The 14,572-nt window shown below is 64.2% G+C and carries 14 protein-coding genes; 6 read left to right on the top strand and 8 right to left on the bottom strand.

All coding sequences use genetic code 11. From position 1 onward, the window contains the following. Positions 1-1,012 precede the first annotated feature (1,012 nt). The 4 genes from SO140_RS36270 to SO140_RS36255 form a co-directional block, all read right to left on the bottom strand. A complete protein-coding gene (locus SO140_RS36270; RefSeq protein ID WP_449384248.1) occupies positions 1,013-1,525 on the bottom strand; it encodes a hypothetical protein in 513 nt (170 codons plus the stop codon). A 137-nt stretch (positions 1,526-1,662) separates the two neighbouring features. After that, positions 1,663-1,986, bottom strand: a complete 324-nt coding sequence (locus tag SO140_RS36265) for a hypothetical protein (protein WP_449384249.1) — start codon at positions 1,984-1,986, stop codon at positions 1,663-1,665. A 141-nt stretch (positions 1,987-2,127) separates the two neighbouring features. Then, complete coding sequence (locus SO140_RS36260; RefSeq protein WP_449384250.1) at positions 2,128-2,649, bottom strand: GNAT family N-acetyltransferase; 522 nt, start codon at positions 2,647-2,649, stop codon at positions 2,128-2,130. 29 nt (positions 2,650-2,678) lie between these two features. Continuing rightward, entirely contained in the window at positions 2,679-3,233 is a 555-nt protein-coding gene (locus SO140_RS36255; protein ID WP_449384251.1) for a PAS domain-containing protein, read from the bottom strand. Between the two features lie 455 nt (positions 3,234-3,688). Between SO140_RS36255 and SO140_RS36250 the strand changes: the two genes are divergently transcribed. Both SO140_RS36250 and SO140_RS36245 read left to right on the top strand, forming a co-directional pair. Beyond that, positions 3,689-4,495: a rhomboid family intramembrane serine protease gene (locus tag SO140_RS36250; RefSeq protein ID WP_449384252.1), complete on the top strand. Its 807-nt coding sequence runs from the start codon at positions 3,689-3,691 to the stop codon at positions 4,493-4,495. 190 nt (positions 4,496-4,685) lie between these two features. Next, on the top strand, positions 4,686-5,114 hold the full coding sequence (locus SO140_RS36245; protein ID WP_449384253.1) for a CBS domain-containing protein: 429 nt from the start codon (positions 4,686-4,688) through the stop codon (positions 5,112-5,114). Between the two features lie 3 nt (positions 5,115-5,117). Here SO140_RS36245 and SO140_RS36240 read toward each other — a convergent pair whose 3' ends face one another. Next, positions 5,118-6,197, bottom strand: a complete 1,080-nt coding sequence (locus SO140_RS36240) for a patatin-like phospholipase family protein (protein ID WP_449384254.1) — start codon at positions 6,195-6,197, stop codon at positions 5,118-5,120. 253 nt (positions 6,198-6,450) lie between these two features. Between SO140_RS36240 and SO140_RS36235 the strand changes: the two genes are divergently transcribed. Next, positions 6,451-7,512: an RgsD C-terminal domain-containing protein gene (locus tag SO140_RS36235; protein WP_449384255.1), complete on the top strand. Its 1,062-nt coding sequence runs from the start codon at positions 6,451-6,453 to the stop codon at positions 7,510-7,512. Positions 7,513-8,100: 588 nt separating this feature from the next. Further along, on the top strand, positions 8,101-8,295 hold the full coding sequence (locus SO140_RS36230) for a hypothetical protein (protein WP_027525651.1): 195 nt from the start codon (positions 8,101-8,103) through the stop codon (positions 8,293-8,295). Positions 8,296-8,362: 67 nt separating this feature from the next. On the opposite strand, the gene SO140_RS36225 is transcribed toward SO140_RS36230, so the two are convergent. Then, entirely contained in the window at positions 8,363-9,337 is a 975-nt protein-coding gene (locus tag SO140_RS36225) for a zinc-dependent alcohol dehydrogenase family protein (protein WP_449384259.1), read from the bottom strand. A gap of 127 nt (positions 9,338-9,464) precedes the next feature. Here SO140_RS36225 and SO140_RS36220 point away from each other — a divergent pair, with 127 nt between their 5' ends. Continuing rightward, entirely contained in the window at positions 9,465-10,316 is an 852-nt protein-coding gene (locus SO140_RS36220; RefSeq protein WP_449384260.1) for a LysR family transcriptional regulator, read from the top strand. 234 nt (positions 10,317-10,550) lie between these two features. After that, complete coding sequence (locus SO140_RS36215; RefSeq protein ID WP_449384256.1) at positions 10,551-13,013, top strand: putative bifunctional diguanylate cyclase/phosphodiesterase; 2,463 nt, start codon at positions 10,551-10,553, stop codon at positions 13,011-13,013. Here SO140_RS36215 and SO140_RS36210 read toward each other — a convergent pair. Further along, positions 12,999-14,273 (bottom strand): serine hydrolase domain-containing protein, encoded by a 1,275-nt coding sequence (locus tag SO140_RS36210; RefSeq protein WP_449384257.1) that lies wholly within the window; start codon positions 14,271-14,273, stop codon positions 12,999-13,001. The genes SO140_RS36215 and SO140_RS36210 overlap by 15 nt on opposite strands. 19 nt (positions 14,274-14,292) lie before the next feature. After that, positions 14,293-14,572 (bottom strand): hypothetical protein (locus tag SO140_RS36205; protein ID WP_449384258.1); only part of this gene is annotated, 280 nt, incomplete at its 5' end.

The raw sequence follows: 14,572 nt of genomic DNA, 5'->3' as shown, positions 1-14,572 counted from the left end.
TCGAGCCCCCGCCCAAAAGGATGAACGATCCCCACCAAGGGCAAGGCTGGACGTGCATGGTTAAGAAAAGATTAACGCGCTCCCACAATCCACAACGCCGCTCTGTGCGTCAGCGTCTAGGCGCCGAACAGACCGGCATATTCGAAAACACCCAGACCGGCAGTGAGCCCTTTGGCGCCACCGCCGACAAAACGGCATCTCACCAACAGACGTTTACTGGGACGACGCGCCATCCCCAGCCAGTCCAGACCCGACGCAATCTCGTACACCCATCCCACCCGGCATAGCCCCAACCCGGAGCACCCCAGCCCCAGCCGGGCCCCCAAGCCGCCGCACTGGCGAGCCCTAAGCCGACGCCAAGGCCCACGGCCGGTCCGCGCCAGCCCCAGCCGCCTCCACGCCACCCTCCGCCCCAGCCGCCACCGTGCCATCCTCCACCTGCAAATCCGCCATGAAAGCCACGCTGTGCGGAAGCAGCGCCCGGTGCGAGAGCAAGGATCGCAGCAACGCCGAGCGCGAAAAGCGCCTTTTTGACCATGAGAAACCTCCGTAGGTCGAGGAATTGCGCGAAGTAAACGGCTCACGGTCTCGTTGGTTGCAGTCCCGGGGGGCGGAGGGCCGGCCGCGCAACCAACTCACACGCTGGAGCCAAGGATCGCATCCACGACAGCGTCCGTGATCGAGAACAAGCTGCCGCGCGCCACCACTTGGCGGCGCGGTACCAGCAACCTCGTTCGCGGCGAGATGCCGGCGATGATCAGGGCAGGGCTTACGGTTACGCGGAGGAGGGTGAGCCTGCGTCTGCGGAATTGATTAGGATTCGAAAAGGGCCGGCGCTGCGGCGGCAGATTCGTGGACCAGTTCGCGGCCGAAGGGGGGACGATTTTGATCCCGCATCCGAATGTTCTGAGCGATCTCGCTGCCTTTCTGGTCGAGGCCAAGCGCGATGACTTCATCCTAATCTCGTCGCGCTTTAGGAGCGTGCCGGCAATGCCCGTCTGGCTTGTCGCCGTTACGTGCGTCCAAGGTCGGTCTCCTTCGCCACCGTCGCGCCAACCACCTTGGTGCCTTCGAGTTCTCGCACGATCCGTTCGTCCGGTCCGACGATCCCCAGATCGAACTCCCGATCCGGCGCGACGAGAATCATGCGCCGGCCGACGATCACGACTACTGTCATGTCGTTCGTCTCGCCCGCGCCCGCCCAATCGCGGATTTTCGCGGCATAGGGCTGGTTGCGCCAGGCGTTGGGAAAGCCTGGGTCGCACCTGACCTCGAGACCGTCTTCCGACGTTGTCAGAACGAGCTTTGATCTGCTTGGTTTCCATTGCTCGTCGAGGAGATCATTGACGAGCCAGAGGCAGCTGAAGCTTTCGCATTCGGCTGGTCGTTCAGCGTAGATCGAGCAGCCGCGGCCAGGCCGGCAATGCGCGCACCACACGTTCACGGGCTTGGACAGCGCCTCGATCGCCATCACCTTGCAGCACAGCGTGCAGTCGCCGCACTGCCGCTTGATGGAGGAGGTCACGCGCGCATCCTCGAGAGATCCGGTTGTGCAGAGCCTACACGAAGCGGCGAAGAGAAGCTTTCATTCCCTCGCGAGCGAAAGAAGACGACGCCGCCGGGGCACGCCGGCGGCGTCGTGTTTGGTCATGTCAGGTGAACTCAGCGGCCGCCGCCACCACCGCCGCTACCACCTCCGCCTCCGCCACCACCTCCACCTCCTCCGGCGTTATTCATTGCGGAGCTGTAGCGGGGATCGGTCTGCTTCATGTAGGTCGGGGACGTGTCGCGGGGAGGCGTCGGCAGGCGAACGATTCGCCGACCTTCCAGGGCGACGGTCGGAGGAATTGCGCCACACCCCGCAAGGAAGAAGACGTCGCAGGTCGAAACGCGCTCGTGGAATGCGCTGGCGTTGGTCGTGGCCATCGCGGTCGTCGCAGCGAAACTGATCAATGCAATTGCCGTCAATCTGGATTTCGTAAACATCGGAATTCTCCAGCCTTCGGTTCGGCGAAGCCCGGAACGGCCCGCTCAGCCGTTGGACGGGGTCGGATGAAGACCGGTTCGAGCGGCTACACGGCAACGTGAACGATCCGCGGCGACGGCAGGCCTGCACACTGCGCCACACTAGGCGCCGCGCAAACCGCGCTGATTGAGATCGCGGACCATGTATCTTGCGCCCTCTCCATAGGATGCCAGCTTGATGCGCAACGCCGCATCGGGCGCGATCACGCGAAAATCATGGCGCGACCAGAATGAAGCGGTGTCGTAGACGGAGACGAGCGCGAGATGTTCGATTCCGTTCGCGCGCGCCAGGCGTGCGAGCGTCTCGATGTACGATGTCGCAACGCGATTGCCGCGCGAGGCGGGCATCACCGCGACGTCATGCAAGTAGAGGCAGTCCGGCGCGGGCGGCAGTTTTTGCAGGTAGTCGTCGAGCGGCGGAATCTGGTGGAGCGTCCAGGGATGAGCGATGCCGTAGCCAAAGACGTCGTCTCCTGCGGTGAGCATTCGGCAGCCCTCCGGAAACAAGCTCATCTTCTCCGCCAGCACGTCCGCGCGTTCCGGCAGATCGGGATGGATGGCCGCCGCGATCGCGATGATCGCCGGCAGATCGGAGGGCTTGGCGCAGCGCCAATGTGATTGCACGTTGCTTCCAGCGCGCCCGGGGCGGGCGCCTATCTCAGCCCCTCATATACCATCAATCCGCGCGCGATCTGCAGCTTGCGAATGGCGCGGGGCAACAGCTTTTCCGGCTGGTGCAGATAGCGCCACGAGGTGAGGGCGAATTCGCCAAGTGCACCATATTCGTCATCGAACGGGGCGAGCACGCCGGTGACGCTCACCGGTGTATGCGGACGGGCGTTGAAGGGCAGAAGCAAGAGCTCGAGATGTGCGTGCGTGCCGTCTTGCCGTGTCGCAGTGAGGCCGGCGATGGCGCCGAGCGTTTCCTCGGCGACGATGGCAGTGATCTCCTCGATTTCGGTGCGGCTTCGGCCCGTAAACAGCGCGGCAAAGCTCTGGTCCTTGAGATCGCGTCCGGCGAGCGCGCAGACGCGCGTGCCGGCGACGCGGAAGGGGAAGCCAAGCGTCGGCTCGCAGGACAGGACAAAGATGTCGCCGAGCAGGCCGCGGACAGCGGCCGGATCGATATCGGCACGATCAGGCGCCCGCGCGGTGCCGCGCTTATCATCCCAGTAGGCGAAGAATTCGCGACTCGACGGATGTTTCATGACTCTACGCTCCCCCTCGGCCGCACGTCGTGGGACAGACTTGTCCCGCTTCAGTGCACCTCGGGTCCCCTTCTTTGTTGTGCAGGAGCGGATTTGCAGCGTCCATGCCGCTGACGCGTTTTTGGCCCCCTGGGGCGGGCCTTTGCGTCGTTAACGTTAAATTAACGATGGACTTTAACCCGTTCGCACGGCTGCTATGGTTGCCGCGGTCGCAAGCTTCGCCGCTTTTCCAGGTTCTCGGCGGGGCCTGTACACACAAGGCGTCAAACAGTTTGGTCACGGGCCGCGGGGAGGGGTGGGGATAATCCCTTTTCCTCCAAGTTCCGGAAGGCCGACATGGACAGGGAGGGCTTTCCCAGGGCCCTCCCTTTTCCTTTTGTGCACTTGCACGGGGTGGGCAAAGGCGACTATCTCCACGCTTGTCGCCTTGTTCGCGCTTTGAAAGCCAAAATCCCTTGGACGCCCCGCCTAATTCTCCGCCGGATGAGCCGGCCGCACTTCACGACGCGCGGCGCGAGCCGGTTTTGACGCTGCCGCGCGCGCTGACGGCCTACGTCGCGCTGCTGGTGGTGATCCATCTGCGGGTACTGCTGCCGCCGGAGCTCGAAAACTGGACCATTGACGTATTCGGCTTCATCCCGAAGCGCTACGATTCCTCGCTGCTCAATCTTTCGATCCCCGGCGGCACCGGTGCGAAGGTATGGACCTTCGTCACCTATTCTCTGCTCCACGCCAATCTTACCCATCTCGGCTTCAATGTGCTGTGGCTGTTGCCGTTCGGTAGCGCGCTGGCGCGGCGCTTTGGGCCGGTGCGCTTCTACCTGTTCCTGGCGATGACGGCGGCGGCGGGCGCGCTTGCTCATCTGCTCACCCATGAGCATGCGGTGGTGCCGATGATCGGGGCGTCGGCGTCGGTATCCGGCGCCATGGCGGCGGCGATCCGCTTTGCCTTCGTGCGCGGCAGCTTCCTGTCCTTCAGCCGCAGCGATGCCGACACGGCGGCAAAGGTGCCGGCGCTGCCGCTGTCGCGAGCTCTGCGCGACGGGCGGGTTATGGGCTTTCTCGCGGTGTGGTTCGGCGTCAACATCATCTTCGGCATCGGGGCCATCGGGGTCGATACGGAGGGTGCAACCGTCGCCTGGCAGGCGCATATCGGCGGCTTCTTCGCAGGCCTTCTGCTGTTCTCGCTGTTCGACCCCGTGCCGCGCGCGCGTCCCGATACTGCAGATGCGTCATCACAGGACATTTCAGATCGCATTTGAAGCGGCGCTTGCGGGATGGAGCGATTTCATCCATCATCTCATGCGAAGAATGTCGTTATACGACAAGCCGGTAGCGGCCCTGCTTCGCGCAGCGCCTGACAACGAAACCGGCATTGAGACTGTTAGTTGAAGACTCGCGAACAAGTCCGGCCCAAGCTTAGAGGGCTGGGTCGGATTCAGGGAGGCGGCAATGACGGTACGTTCTATCCTCAACACCAAGGGCCATCAGATCATGAATGTCGAGCCCGACGCAAAGATGTCGGCCGCAATCAAGCTGCTTGGCGAGAAGAAGATCGGCGCGGTTCTGGTGATGAATCAAAGCCGGCTGGAAGGCATCCTGTCGGAGCGCGACATCGTGCGCGTGCTGGGCGAGCGGGGCGCCGGCGTGCTGGAGGAACCGGTCTCGAGCGTCATGACCCGCAAGGTCGTGACCTGCAAGGAGACTGACACGGTCGCCGAGATCATGGAGATGATGACCACAGGCAAGTTCCGACACCTGCCGGTCATCGATAATGGCAAGGTTGTTGGCCTGATCTCGATCGGCGACATCGTCAAATGGCGTGTGCGCGAATACGAGACCGAGCAGGAAGCCCTGCGCGACTACATCAAGACAGCCTGAGCCTTATTCGCCGACTTTCTCGCCGGCCTTGTTCTGGTCAGTTTTGGGCGCGGTGCCATCCGGCGCCGGCGCCAGCACGTGGATCGCCTCCTGGATGGAGTCGATCGCGCGCTCGGCGGCGCGCGTGCCGAACGCGATCAGATCGTCGGCGCGGTGGAAGTCGAACCAGCCGATCTGGCCGACCCGCGGTGTGATCAGCATGTCCGGCGGATCGCCTGCAAGGCGCGCGCGGGTGATGCGGTCCTGCATGATGTTGAAGGCATCCACCATCACCGAGGAGATGCCGGGCCGTCCGCCGCCGCCGAAGAACTCGCGCTTCATTGTGCGCTCGGGCGAGAAAAGCCTCGGGAAGCGGCGCTTGGCGGCGTCCTTTGCCGCGGCGTCCTCGGTTGCCGGCGACTCGACCGGAGCGGGCATCGCGCCATGCGAATAGATGGTCGTGGAATGGGTGAAGATGTCGCTCGAAAGATTTGCCGCGATGACGATTTCCGCGCCCAGCGCCCGCGCCGCTGAGACCGGCACTGGGTTGACCAGCGCGCCATCAACCAGCCAGCGATCGCCGATCAGCACGGGGGAGAAGATGCCAGGCAGCGCATAGGATGCGCGCATCGCCTCGACCATGCGGCCGCGTGTCAGCCAGATCTCGTGGCCGGTGCGGACTTCCGTGGCGACTGTAGCAAACTTGATCGGCAGATCCTCGATCAGGGTCTGGCCGATCGCTGCCTCGAGCCGGGTTGCGAGCTTCTCGCCGCCGATCAGGCCGGAGCCATTGAGGCGGATGTCGAGATAGGAGAGGATGTTGCGTACGCCCTGGAAGCTGCGCGCCCAGTCCTCAAGCGTGTCGAGATGGCCGGCCGCATAGGCGCCGCCGATGACCGCACCTATCGAGGTGCCGACCACCACGTTCGGCACGATGCCGTTGGCCAGCAACGTCTTCAAGATACCGATGTGGGCGAAACCGCGCGCAGCACCGCCGCCGAGCGCAAGGCCGATGACCGGCCGGCGAATGCTGCCGAGCCCCACCTTTTCGCCGTTCGCGCCGTTGGAGCCATTCGCGCCGCGACCCTTCAACATATCCAGCACCGACGATCTCCTACGACCCGACTGACGCTTACGACCCGACTAACGCTGACCAGATTAGGCACCGCAATCCCGCCCCGCCAGAAACACAGCGAAGCATGGTTTATGCTGCTTTGGTGAGCGCGCTGGGCAGGAGTATGGCGATGGCCGGTTGCCGCGGGACTAACCATTTAAGGTTCCGCCTGTTCCAAAAACAGGTGTTTCCCGGGGTTCCAGTGGCTTGAATTTGCCGCGTTTTCGGTGAAAAGCAGGTTGCATGATTTTCGGGGGTGACGGCATCAAACGATGGCGGCGCAGCGGATGGCTGCTGCCGGGCGTTTTGCTTGCCTGCTTGCTTGGCGGGGGTGCCGCTCACGCGCAATTGTTCTCTGATCGCCCGCCGCCGGTGCCGCCGGCCGCCGTGCCCGATCCCGGCGCGGCCGTCAGCCTCGCGCCGCCCTCGGGTCCGGGGGCGGCGCCGCCGAGCCTGCCGCCGACGCTGACGCAGCCGGCTTCTCCCACGATCCCGCCCTCGGTCTCGACGGTCCCGCCCGCCGCGCCCATGGGGGCGGCGGCGCCCGGCCAGGCCGTGCTGTCGCTGACCGCGAAATACGGCAAGGATCTGCCGCCGATCACCAGCGGGCTGGTGTGGCGGGTGTTTGCCGACCGCCCCGACGAGAACGGCACCTTCAAGCTGATCCGCGAGGACCGCAACGCCACGCCCAACATCGTGCTGCCGCCCGGCAATTACGTCGTGCACGTCGCCTTCGGCCTCGTCAGCGCGGTGCGTACGGTGAGTCTGAAGGCGGAGACTGACCGCGAGGCCTTCGTGCTGCCGGCGGGAGGCCTGCGCATCGAGGGCCGCGTCGGCACCAGCCGCATTCCACAAAACCAGATCTCGTTCGCGATCTACAAGGGCAGCCAGTTCGAAGGCGGCGAGCGCTCCTCGTTGGTACCGAACGTCGCCGCCGGCGACGTCGTCCTGCTGCCTGAGGGCACCTACTACATCATCTCCAACTATGGCGACGCCAACTCGGTGGTGCGATCCGACATCCGCGTGCAGGCTGGCAAGCTCACGGACGTGACCATCACCCACCGCGCCGCCGTGATCACGCTGAAGCTTGTCAGCGACAAGGGCGGCGAGGCGCTCGCCAACACCGCCTGGTCGGTGCTCACCCCCGGCGGCGACGTGATCAAGGAATCGATCGGCGCCTTCCCGCGCGTCGTGCTCTCTGAAGGCGAATACCGCGCCATCGCCAAGAACGAGGGCAAGGTCTATGAGCGCGGCTTCAACGTCGTCAACGGCGTCGACGGCGAAGTCGAAGTCGTCGCGCGCTAAACCCCGGTAGCGCAGTCCCTCGACCAGCACGGCGAAGGCAGGGGGCAATATCGTACCGCGCTTCTCATTCAGCGCACGAAAAGGTCAGCCAGGCTGATCCACCTGCTCGGCGCGCTCGCGAAAGGCGCAGATCGCGCTCGCCTGGTTGTTGGCGCAAAAGCCCTGGATCGTGCCGATTTTCGGAGCCAAGAGAGCAGAACATCAGTGCCGTCACACAGACGAACACCGATCGCCGTGCCATCGACATCTCGTCAGCGTCACCGAAGGCGATCGCTATCCGGCGCATTTGCAGCAGGCGCTAGTTGGCCGCTGAGGCTCAGCATGGGGATTGACCGGTGAGTCTCTGCTCACCGGTCATCCCGCCCTGTGTTTTGATTTGGGTGCGTGTGCGAAAGCGCTGCCAAAAACGTCTTCAAGTGCAAGGCTTTGGGAAACACCGCACCCGCGACGTAATTCCGATAATCAATTTTGTTCTCTTTCGCTCCTGCTGCGTTATATCTCTGACATCCGTCCAAGGGGGCGGGATGCGCGGGTCGTCTATGTTCGCCGCGCGTGGCCGGCAACGAGCAGGGGGCGCAGCCCGACGGCATGTTCGAAGTGGTCCTTACGAGACGCAAGCGATTTGGCTGGCGGTGGCAGGTTTGCGACCAGTCAGGCAAACTGTTTGCCGACGGCTTCGAGCGCACCCGTCCGGCGGCCAAGTATCAGGGTGAACGCGCGCTGTTCTTCCTCCTGTCCCAGGCCTACTTGAACAATCGGTCGGCGGCCTCGAGCGAGGACTAGCGGGCCGCAGCCCAGCCTGGGAAGGCGCGGGACCATGAAGCGCTGCAAGATTGTCTATCTTGCCGGCTCAGAGTTCGACGATCAGCTTGCCCTTGGCGCCGCGGTCGCGGATCAGCGCGTAGGCGTCGGCGACGGTCTGAAGCGTGAAGCGGCGGGGATCGAGCAGCGGCACGAGCTTGCCCGCTTCGGCAAGGCGGGTCGCTTCCGCCAGGATATCGCCGTGATGTGCGCGGCCTTCGCCGGTCAGCAGAGGCAGTAGCGTGAACACGCCGGAATAGGTTGCTGCACGGAACGACAGCGGTGCCAGCGAATGCGTGCCCCAGCCGAGCGCGCTCACCACATGGCCGAAGCGGCGTACGGCAGTGAAGGAGGTGTCGAGCACGGCTCCGCCGACGGTGTCGTAGACGATATCGAAACCGCGCTCCGCCGTGTGCCGCGCAACGTAAGCCTCGACAGTCTCGTCGCGGTCGATGAAGGTCGCGCCGAGACTTTCGATGTAAGTGCGCTGCGCCTTGGAGCCGGTGGCAAACACCTCCGCGCCGGCCGCATGTGCGAGTTGGATCGCGACATGGCCGACGCCGCCGGCACCGCCGTGAATCAGGACCTTGCTGCCGGGTGAAACTCTGGCCCGGTCGACTAGGCCCTCCCAGGCGGTGATGAAGATGAGGGGCAGGGCGGTCGCCTCCCGCATGCTGAGATTGGCAGGCTTCAACGCCAGCAGATCTGCATCCACCGCAGCGAATTCGGCTAGCGAGCCCTGGACGCCGCCGACACCACCGATCATCCCGTATACTTCATCGCCCGGACTGAAGCGCGTCACCGCCGCGCCCACGTGCTCGACCGCGCCGGCGACATCGATCCCGAGGATTGCAGGCAGCGGATGGCGCGCGTGAGCCGCGGTGCCTGCATGGATCTTTGTGTCCAGCGGATTGACTCCGCTCACCATCACGCGGACGAGGACCTCGTTGGGGCCGATCGCGGGCGTGGAGATTCGGGTGATGCGAAGCGGCACGCCATGCTTCTCGAGGACCGCTGCGCGCATATCGGGTGTCGTTGTCATCGCCATCTCGCTCCGTTGTCCGGTCTGCAAGATCGGCATTATTTTTTTGCATGAAAATGAACAAGAACGTACGCTATCCATGCATTCTTGAATGACCATGGTGAGCCGCATGGAATGGAGCGACCTGCGCATCTTTCTTGCGATCGCACGCCAAGGAACGCTCGGCGCTGCCGCGCGAAAAATCGGCCAGACCCAGCCGACCATGGGGCGACGGCTGCGCGCGCTCGAGAAGGCGCTCGGCCAGACGCTGTTCCAGCGCACGGCCGATGGCTTCGTCCTCACCGATGAAGGGTCGGCCGTACTTCGGCATGCCGAACGAATCGAGGAGGAGGCGATGACGCTGGAGCGGCGGCTGTCCGGTGCGGAAGCGCAGCTCGATGGATTGCTGCGCGTCTCCTCGTCGGACTGGTTCGGAACCTACATGTTGTCGCCGGTCATCGCGGAATTTGGCAAGCGCCACCCCAAAGTCGTGGTCGAGCTGCTCACCGATGCCCGACTTTACGGCCTGTCGCACCGCGAGGCCGATCTCGTCTTCCGTATCACCGCGTTCGACGAGCCCGAGGTGATTTCGCGGAAGCTGCTGCACATTCCCTACGCGCTGTACGGGCGCAAGGGCAGCAAGCCGCCGCGGGCGGGCGACGGGCGCGGCGCGCGCGTGGTGACGATGAATGCGGACTTCGCCAGCATGCCCGACGCCACCTGGCTGAAGCGCACACTGCCGAACGCCGAAATCGGCTTTCGCAGCAACAATCGCGAGGTTCAGGCCGAGCTCTGTGCCGGCGGCGGCGGTTTGGCCGTGTTGCCGCGGCTCCTCGGCGATCGCGACCGCAGGCTCGTCGCGCTCGACATTGGCGAGGCGCCGCCCGGCCGCGATACCTTCGTCGGCTATCATCGCGACCTGCGGCGGCTCTCCCGGCTGCGCGCGCTGCTCGATCTCGTGATCGAGCGGCTGGCGGGCTGACATTGCGCTCGCAAGGACGGTGCTTGGAGGCAGGATGCGCGACAGCTCTCCACCATCGTCCGGGTGCAAACCCAGGAAAGCGAAACGAAACTGTCACAGTCCCTAACGCGCGCTAAACCATCGTGTGACTTAGAACTGTCACAATCGCCGATTGGGCACTGCACACAACGACTCTTTACACGCCATTAAGTGCGCCTGCCTTGGATGCGTTGGGATAGCGCGTTGGGGACTACGATGAGTGCCGCGAAGAAGGCGCCGGGCAAGCCGGCCACCGAAATGTTCGACGACATCCCGGTGCTTCAGCGCAAATGGCACGCCGCGTTGCGGCCGGGCGAACGGTTGCCGCGCTATGAGGACGTCATGCTCGGTAGCCTCGGGCGGCTCGCCGACCACATTGCGCTGCTGCGGAATGATGGTGCGCTCGAACTGTCGCGCAGTGGACGCTACGTGCAGACATGGCTCGGCGACGAGCGTTGGGATGTTCCGGTGGCAGCCCTGCCGCCCGATTGCGCCACCGCGCTTGCGGAAGTCGCGGGGAACGCACTGCGAAACGGCCGCCCGTATCACGGACGCGCGCATTGCGTACGCGACGGCATGGTCAAGACCTACGACGTGCTGGCGCTGCCGACCGCCTCGCGCTGGGGCGCCATGCTGATCGGGACTTACGTCAACGAGTGCGGTGGGCAATATAATCTCCTCGATGCGATCTTCTCTGCGACCGACGACGCGGTGGTATCGCTTGGCGCGCTGCGCGAAGCCGATGCGAGGGTCTTCGACTTCCAGGTCGTGCATCACAACAGAAGTGCGGAGTTGCTCCTGAAGGTCGCGAGCGGAAGCCTGTTGTGGCGCCGACTCGGAGAGGCGGGCACGATCCTCGGAGCACCGGATGTCGTGGAGCTTCTGCTTGCAGCCATCTCCGGCGGCCGTAGCGAGCAGCGCGAAATCGAGAGCGACGGCCGCTATCTCCGGCTCAGCGCCACCGCCTTTGCCGACGTCGTGTCGCTCACGATCTCCGATGTCACTGCGCTGAAGCATCGCGACGCGTCGTTCCGCCTGCTCTTCGACAACAACCCGATGCCGATGTGGGTGTTCGACGCCGAGACGAAACGCTTCCTGAGCGTCAACGACGCCGCGGTTCAGCACTATGGCTATGGCCGGGATGCCTTCCTGCGCATGAGCCTCCCGGAAATCTGGCCGCAGGACGAATGGGACAGCCATTCCGAGGCGCTAGAGCACGTCGGCGATGCCTATCGCTCCTCACGCAACTGGCGGCACCTGCGCGCCGATGGCAGCGAGATCGAGGTGCTGACCTTTGGCCGCCGCGTCACGTTCGAAGGCCGCGATGGCTATCTGGTCGCGGTGGTCGACATCACCGAACGGCGCAAGGCCGAGGCACGCATTGCCTACATGGCCCATCATGATGGGCTCACCAATCTGGCGAACCGCGAGCATTTCCAGGAGCGCCTGAAGCAGGCGCTCGATCAAGCCGGTGGAAAGAGGGTCGGCGTGCTCTGCATCGATCTCGACCTGTTCAAGACCGTCAACGACTCCTTCGGCCATCCCGTGGGCGACCGCCTGCTGAAGGAGGTCGCCGAGCGCCTGGCGATCGCAATTCGCGGCGCCAACCTTGCCGCTCGCCTCGGCGGCGACGAGTTCGCCGTGATCCTCGCCGCCGACGTCTCGCCGAACGAGGCCGGCGCCTGTGCGAGCCTCCTGATCGAGATGCTCAGCGCGCCCTACGACATCGACGGCCTGGAGTTGGTGATCGGCGCCAGCATTGGCATCGCACTGTCGCCCGGCGACGGCGCGACGTCGGAGGAACTGATGCGCAATGCCGACATGGCGCTCTACCGTGCCAAGTCCAACGGCGGTGGCGCTCACCACTTCTTCGAGAAGGAGATGGATCTGCAAGCGCAGCGGCGGCGCGACATGGAGCTCGACCTCAGGCGTGCGTTTGCCAATGGCGAGCTCGAGCTGCATTACCAGCCGCTGGTTTCGATCGCCTCCGACCGCATTTCGGGTTTCGAATCCCTGTTGCGCTGGCGTCATCCGGACAAGGGCATGATCTCGCCGGCCGAGTTCATCCCGGTGGCCGAGGACATCGGGCTGATCACCCAGCTCGGGGAGTGGGTGCTGCGCGAGGCGTGCAGCGAGGCGGTGAAATGGCCGCGCGACATCAAGGTCGCGGTCAACCTGTCGCCGGCGCAATTCCGCAGCCGCAACCTGGTCCAGGTCGTGATCTCCGCGCTGGCACAATCGGGGCTGGCGCCGAAGCGGCTCGAGCTGGAGATCACCGAGTCGATCTTCCTGGCCGAGACCGATGCCAACCTCGCCACTTTGCACCAGTTGCGCGAGCTCGGTGTCGGCATCTCCATGGACGATTTCGGCACCGGCTATTCCAGCCTCAGCTATTTGCGCAGCTTCCCCTTCGACAAGATCAAGATCGATCGGTCCTTCGTCAAGGATCTCGCAGAGCGCCCCGACTGCCTCGCGATCGTGCGCGCGATCTCGGGGCTAGGCCGCAGCCTCAACATCACGACGACGGCAGAAGGCGTCGAGACCGAGGACCAGCTCGATTGGCTGCGCGCGGAAGGATGCAACGAGGTTCAGGGATTTCTGTTCAGCGCGGCGCGCCCGGCGGGTGAGATCGAGCAGTTGCTGACGACGTTCGGACAGCGCGCCTCACGGGCGGCGTAGCTCGGCAGGGTAGGCATCGTAGACGAGCGCCTTGAAGGCCGGCGTGATGCGACCGCGCTCATTCTGGGTCTGCTGCATCATGAGGTAGATCATGTCGAGCTTTGGATCGACGCCGAAATAGGTGCCGCTGCCCGAATCCCACTTCAGTTCGCCGATCGAGCCTGGCGGCGGCGGCTTGGCATCGCCCGGATCGGTGCGCACCGCAAGGCCGTAGCCGTAGCCGAAGCCGTCGCCCGGAAAATAGAAATAGTCGCGATCGACGCCCGAGCCCGGCCCGATGTGGTCCGTCGTCATGTCCTTGAAGGCGGCGGGGCTGAGATAACGCTTGCGGTCGAGCTCGCCGCCGTTGAGCAGCATCTGCGCAAATCGACCATAGTCGGTGATGGTTGAGAGCAGGCCGCCGCCGCCGGATTCCCATTCGGGATGGGCGAGACGGTCGCGCTCGGCGTCGAGCAGGATGGTGTCGTTCGGCAGCGGCCTCGCCATCCGCTTGAATTCGTCGTGCGAGGTCAGCTCGAACTTGGTGCTGGTCATGCCGAGCGGATCGAGCACGTTCTGCTTGAGATATTCGTAAAGTGTCTGCCCCGAGATCACCTCGATGACGCGGCCGAGTACGTCGGTGGAATGGCCATAGCGCCAGAGCGTGCCGGGCTGGCGTGCCAGCGGCAGCCTCGCGATGCGCTCGGCGAACTCGCGGTTGTCGAACTGGCCGGCGAAGATCATCGCATTGTGATAGGCCTGCTCGACCCATTTGCCGCCGATATAGTCGTAGCTGATGCCGGAGGTGTGACGCATCAGGTCCTGGATGGTCACGGGACGATTGGGCGGCACCATCTCGAGGGCAAGCGTGCCGTCGGGATTGGTGACCTCCAACCCAACTTTGGTATCGGCGAAGGACGGGATGTATTTCGAAACCGGGTCGGCGAGTGCGAGCTTGCCCGCGTCAATCAGCATCATCGCCCCCAAGCTCGTGATCGGCTTGGTCATGGAGTGAATGGCGAAGATGGTGTCTGGCGTCATGGCCAGGCCAGTCCGGACGTCGCGCACACCAAAGTTCTTCAGATAGAGCGGCTTGCCGTGCTGCTGAACCAGGATGACCGCACCTGGCAGCCGGCGGGCCACGACCTCGTTGTCGAAGAAGGTCGTGATGCGCTCGAGCTGGTCGGGCGAGGGTGCGGGAATGTCGTTGGCGCGGCTGCGCATGGCGGCGCCGGCGAGCAGAGCTGCGCCGGCGAGGAATGTTCGTCGCGTGGTGGTCATGGCATGAGCCCGCGCAGCGTCAGGCGGCGGCACAGGCGTGAGCAAGCGGCACTTCGGCATCCTGCCCGGCCGACGCAACGGGATCAAAGCCGGAAGATGAGCGGCCCGTCAACTGTGAGAAGTCGACTAAAGCGCGATGAGATGAATCGTCATCGCGCTTCAGGTTGTTGTTTGCGCATGATTTTTCTCGGAAAACCGCTTCGCACTTTTCCGGATCATGCTCTAATCTTACTGAGTCAGAAATCCACGGACCAAGCTGGGTGAGAATCGCATATTGAAGGAGATTCAACGCGAGATCG

This window comes from Bradyrhizobium sp. UFLA05-108 (assembly GCF_059803455.1).
This window is presented reverse-complemented; position numbering and strand designations above follow the sequence as displayed.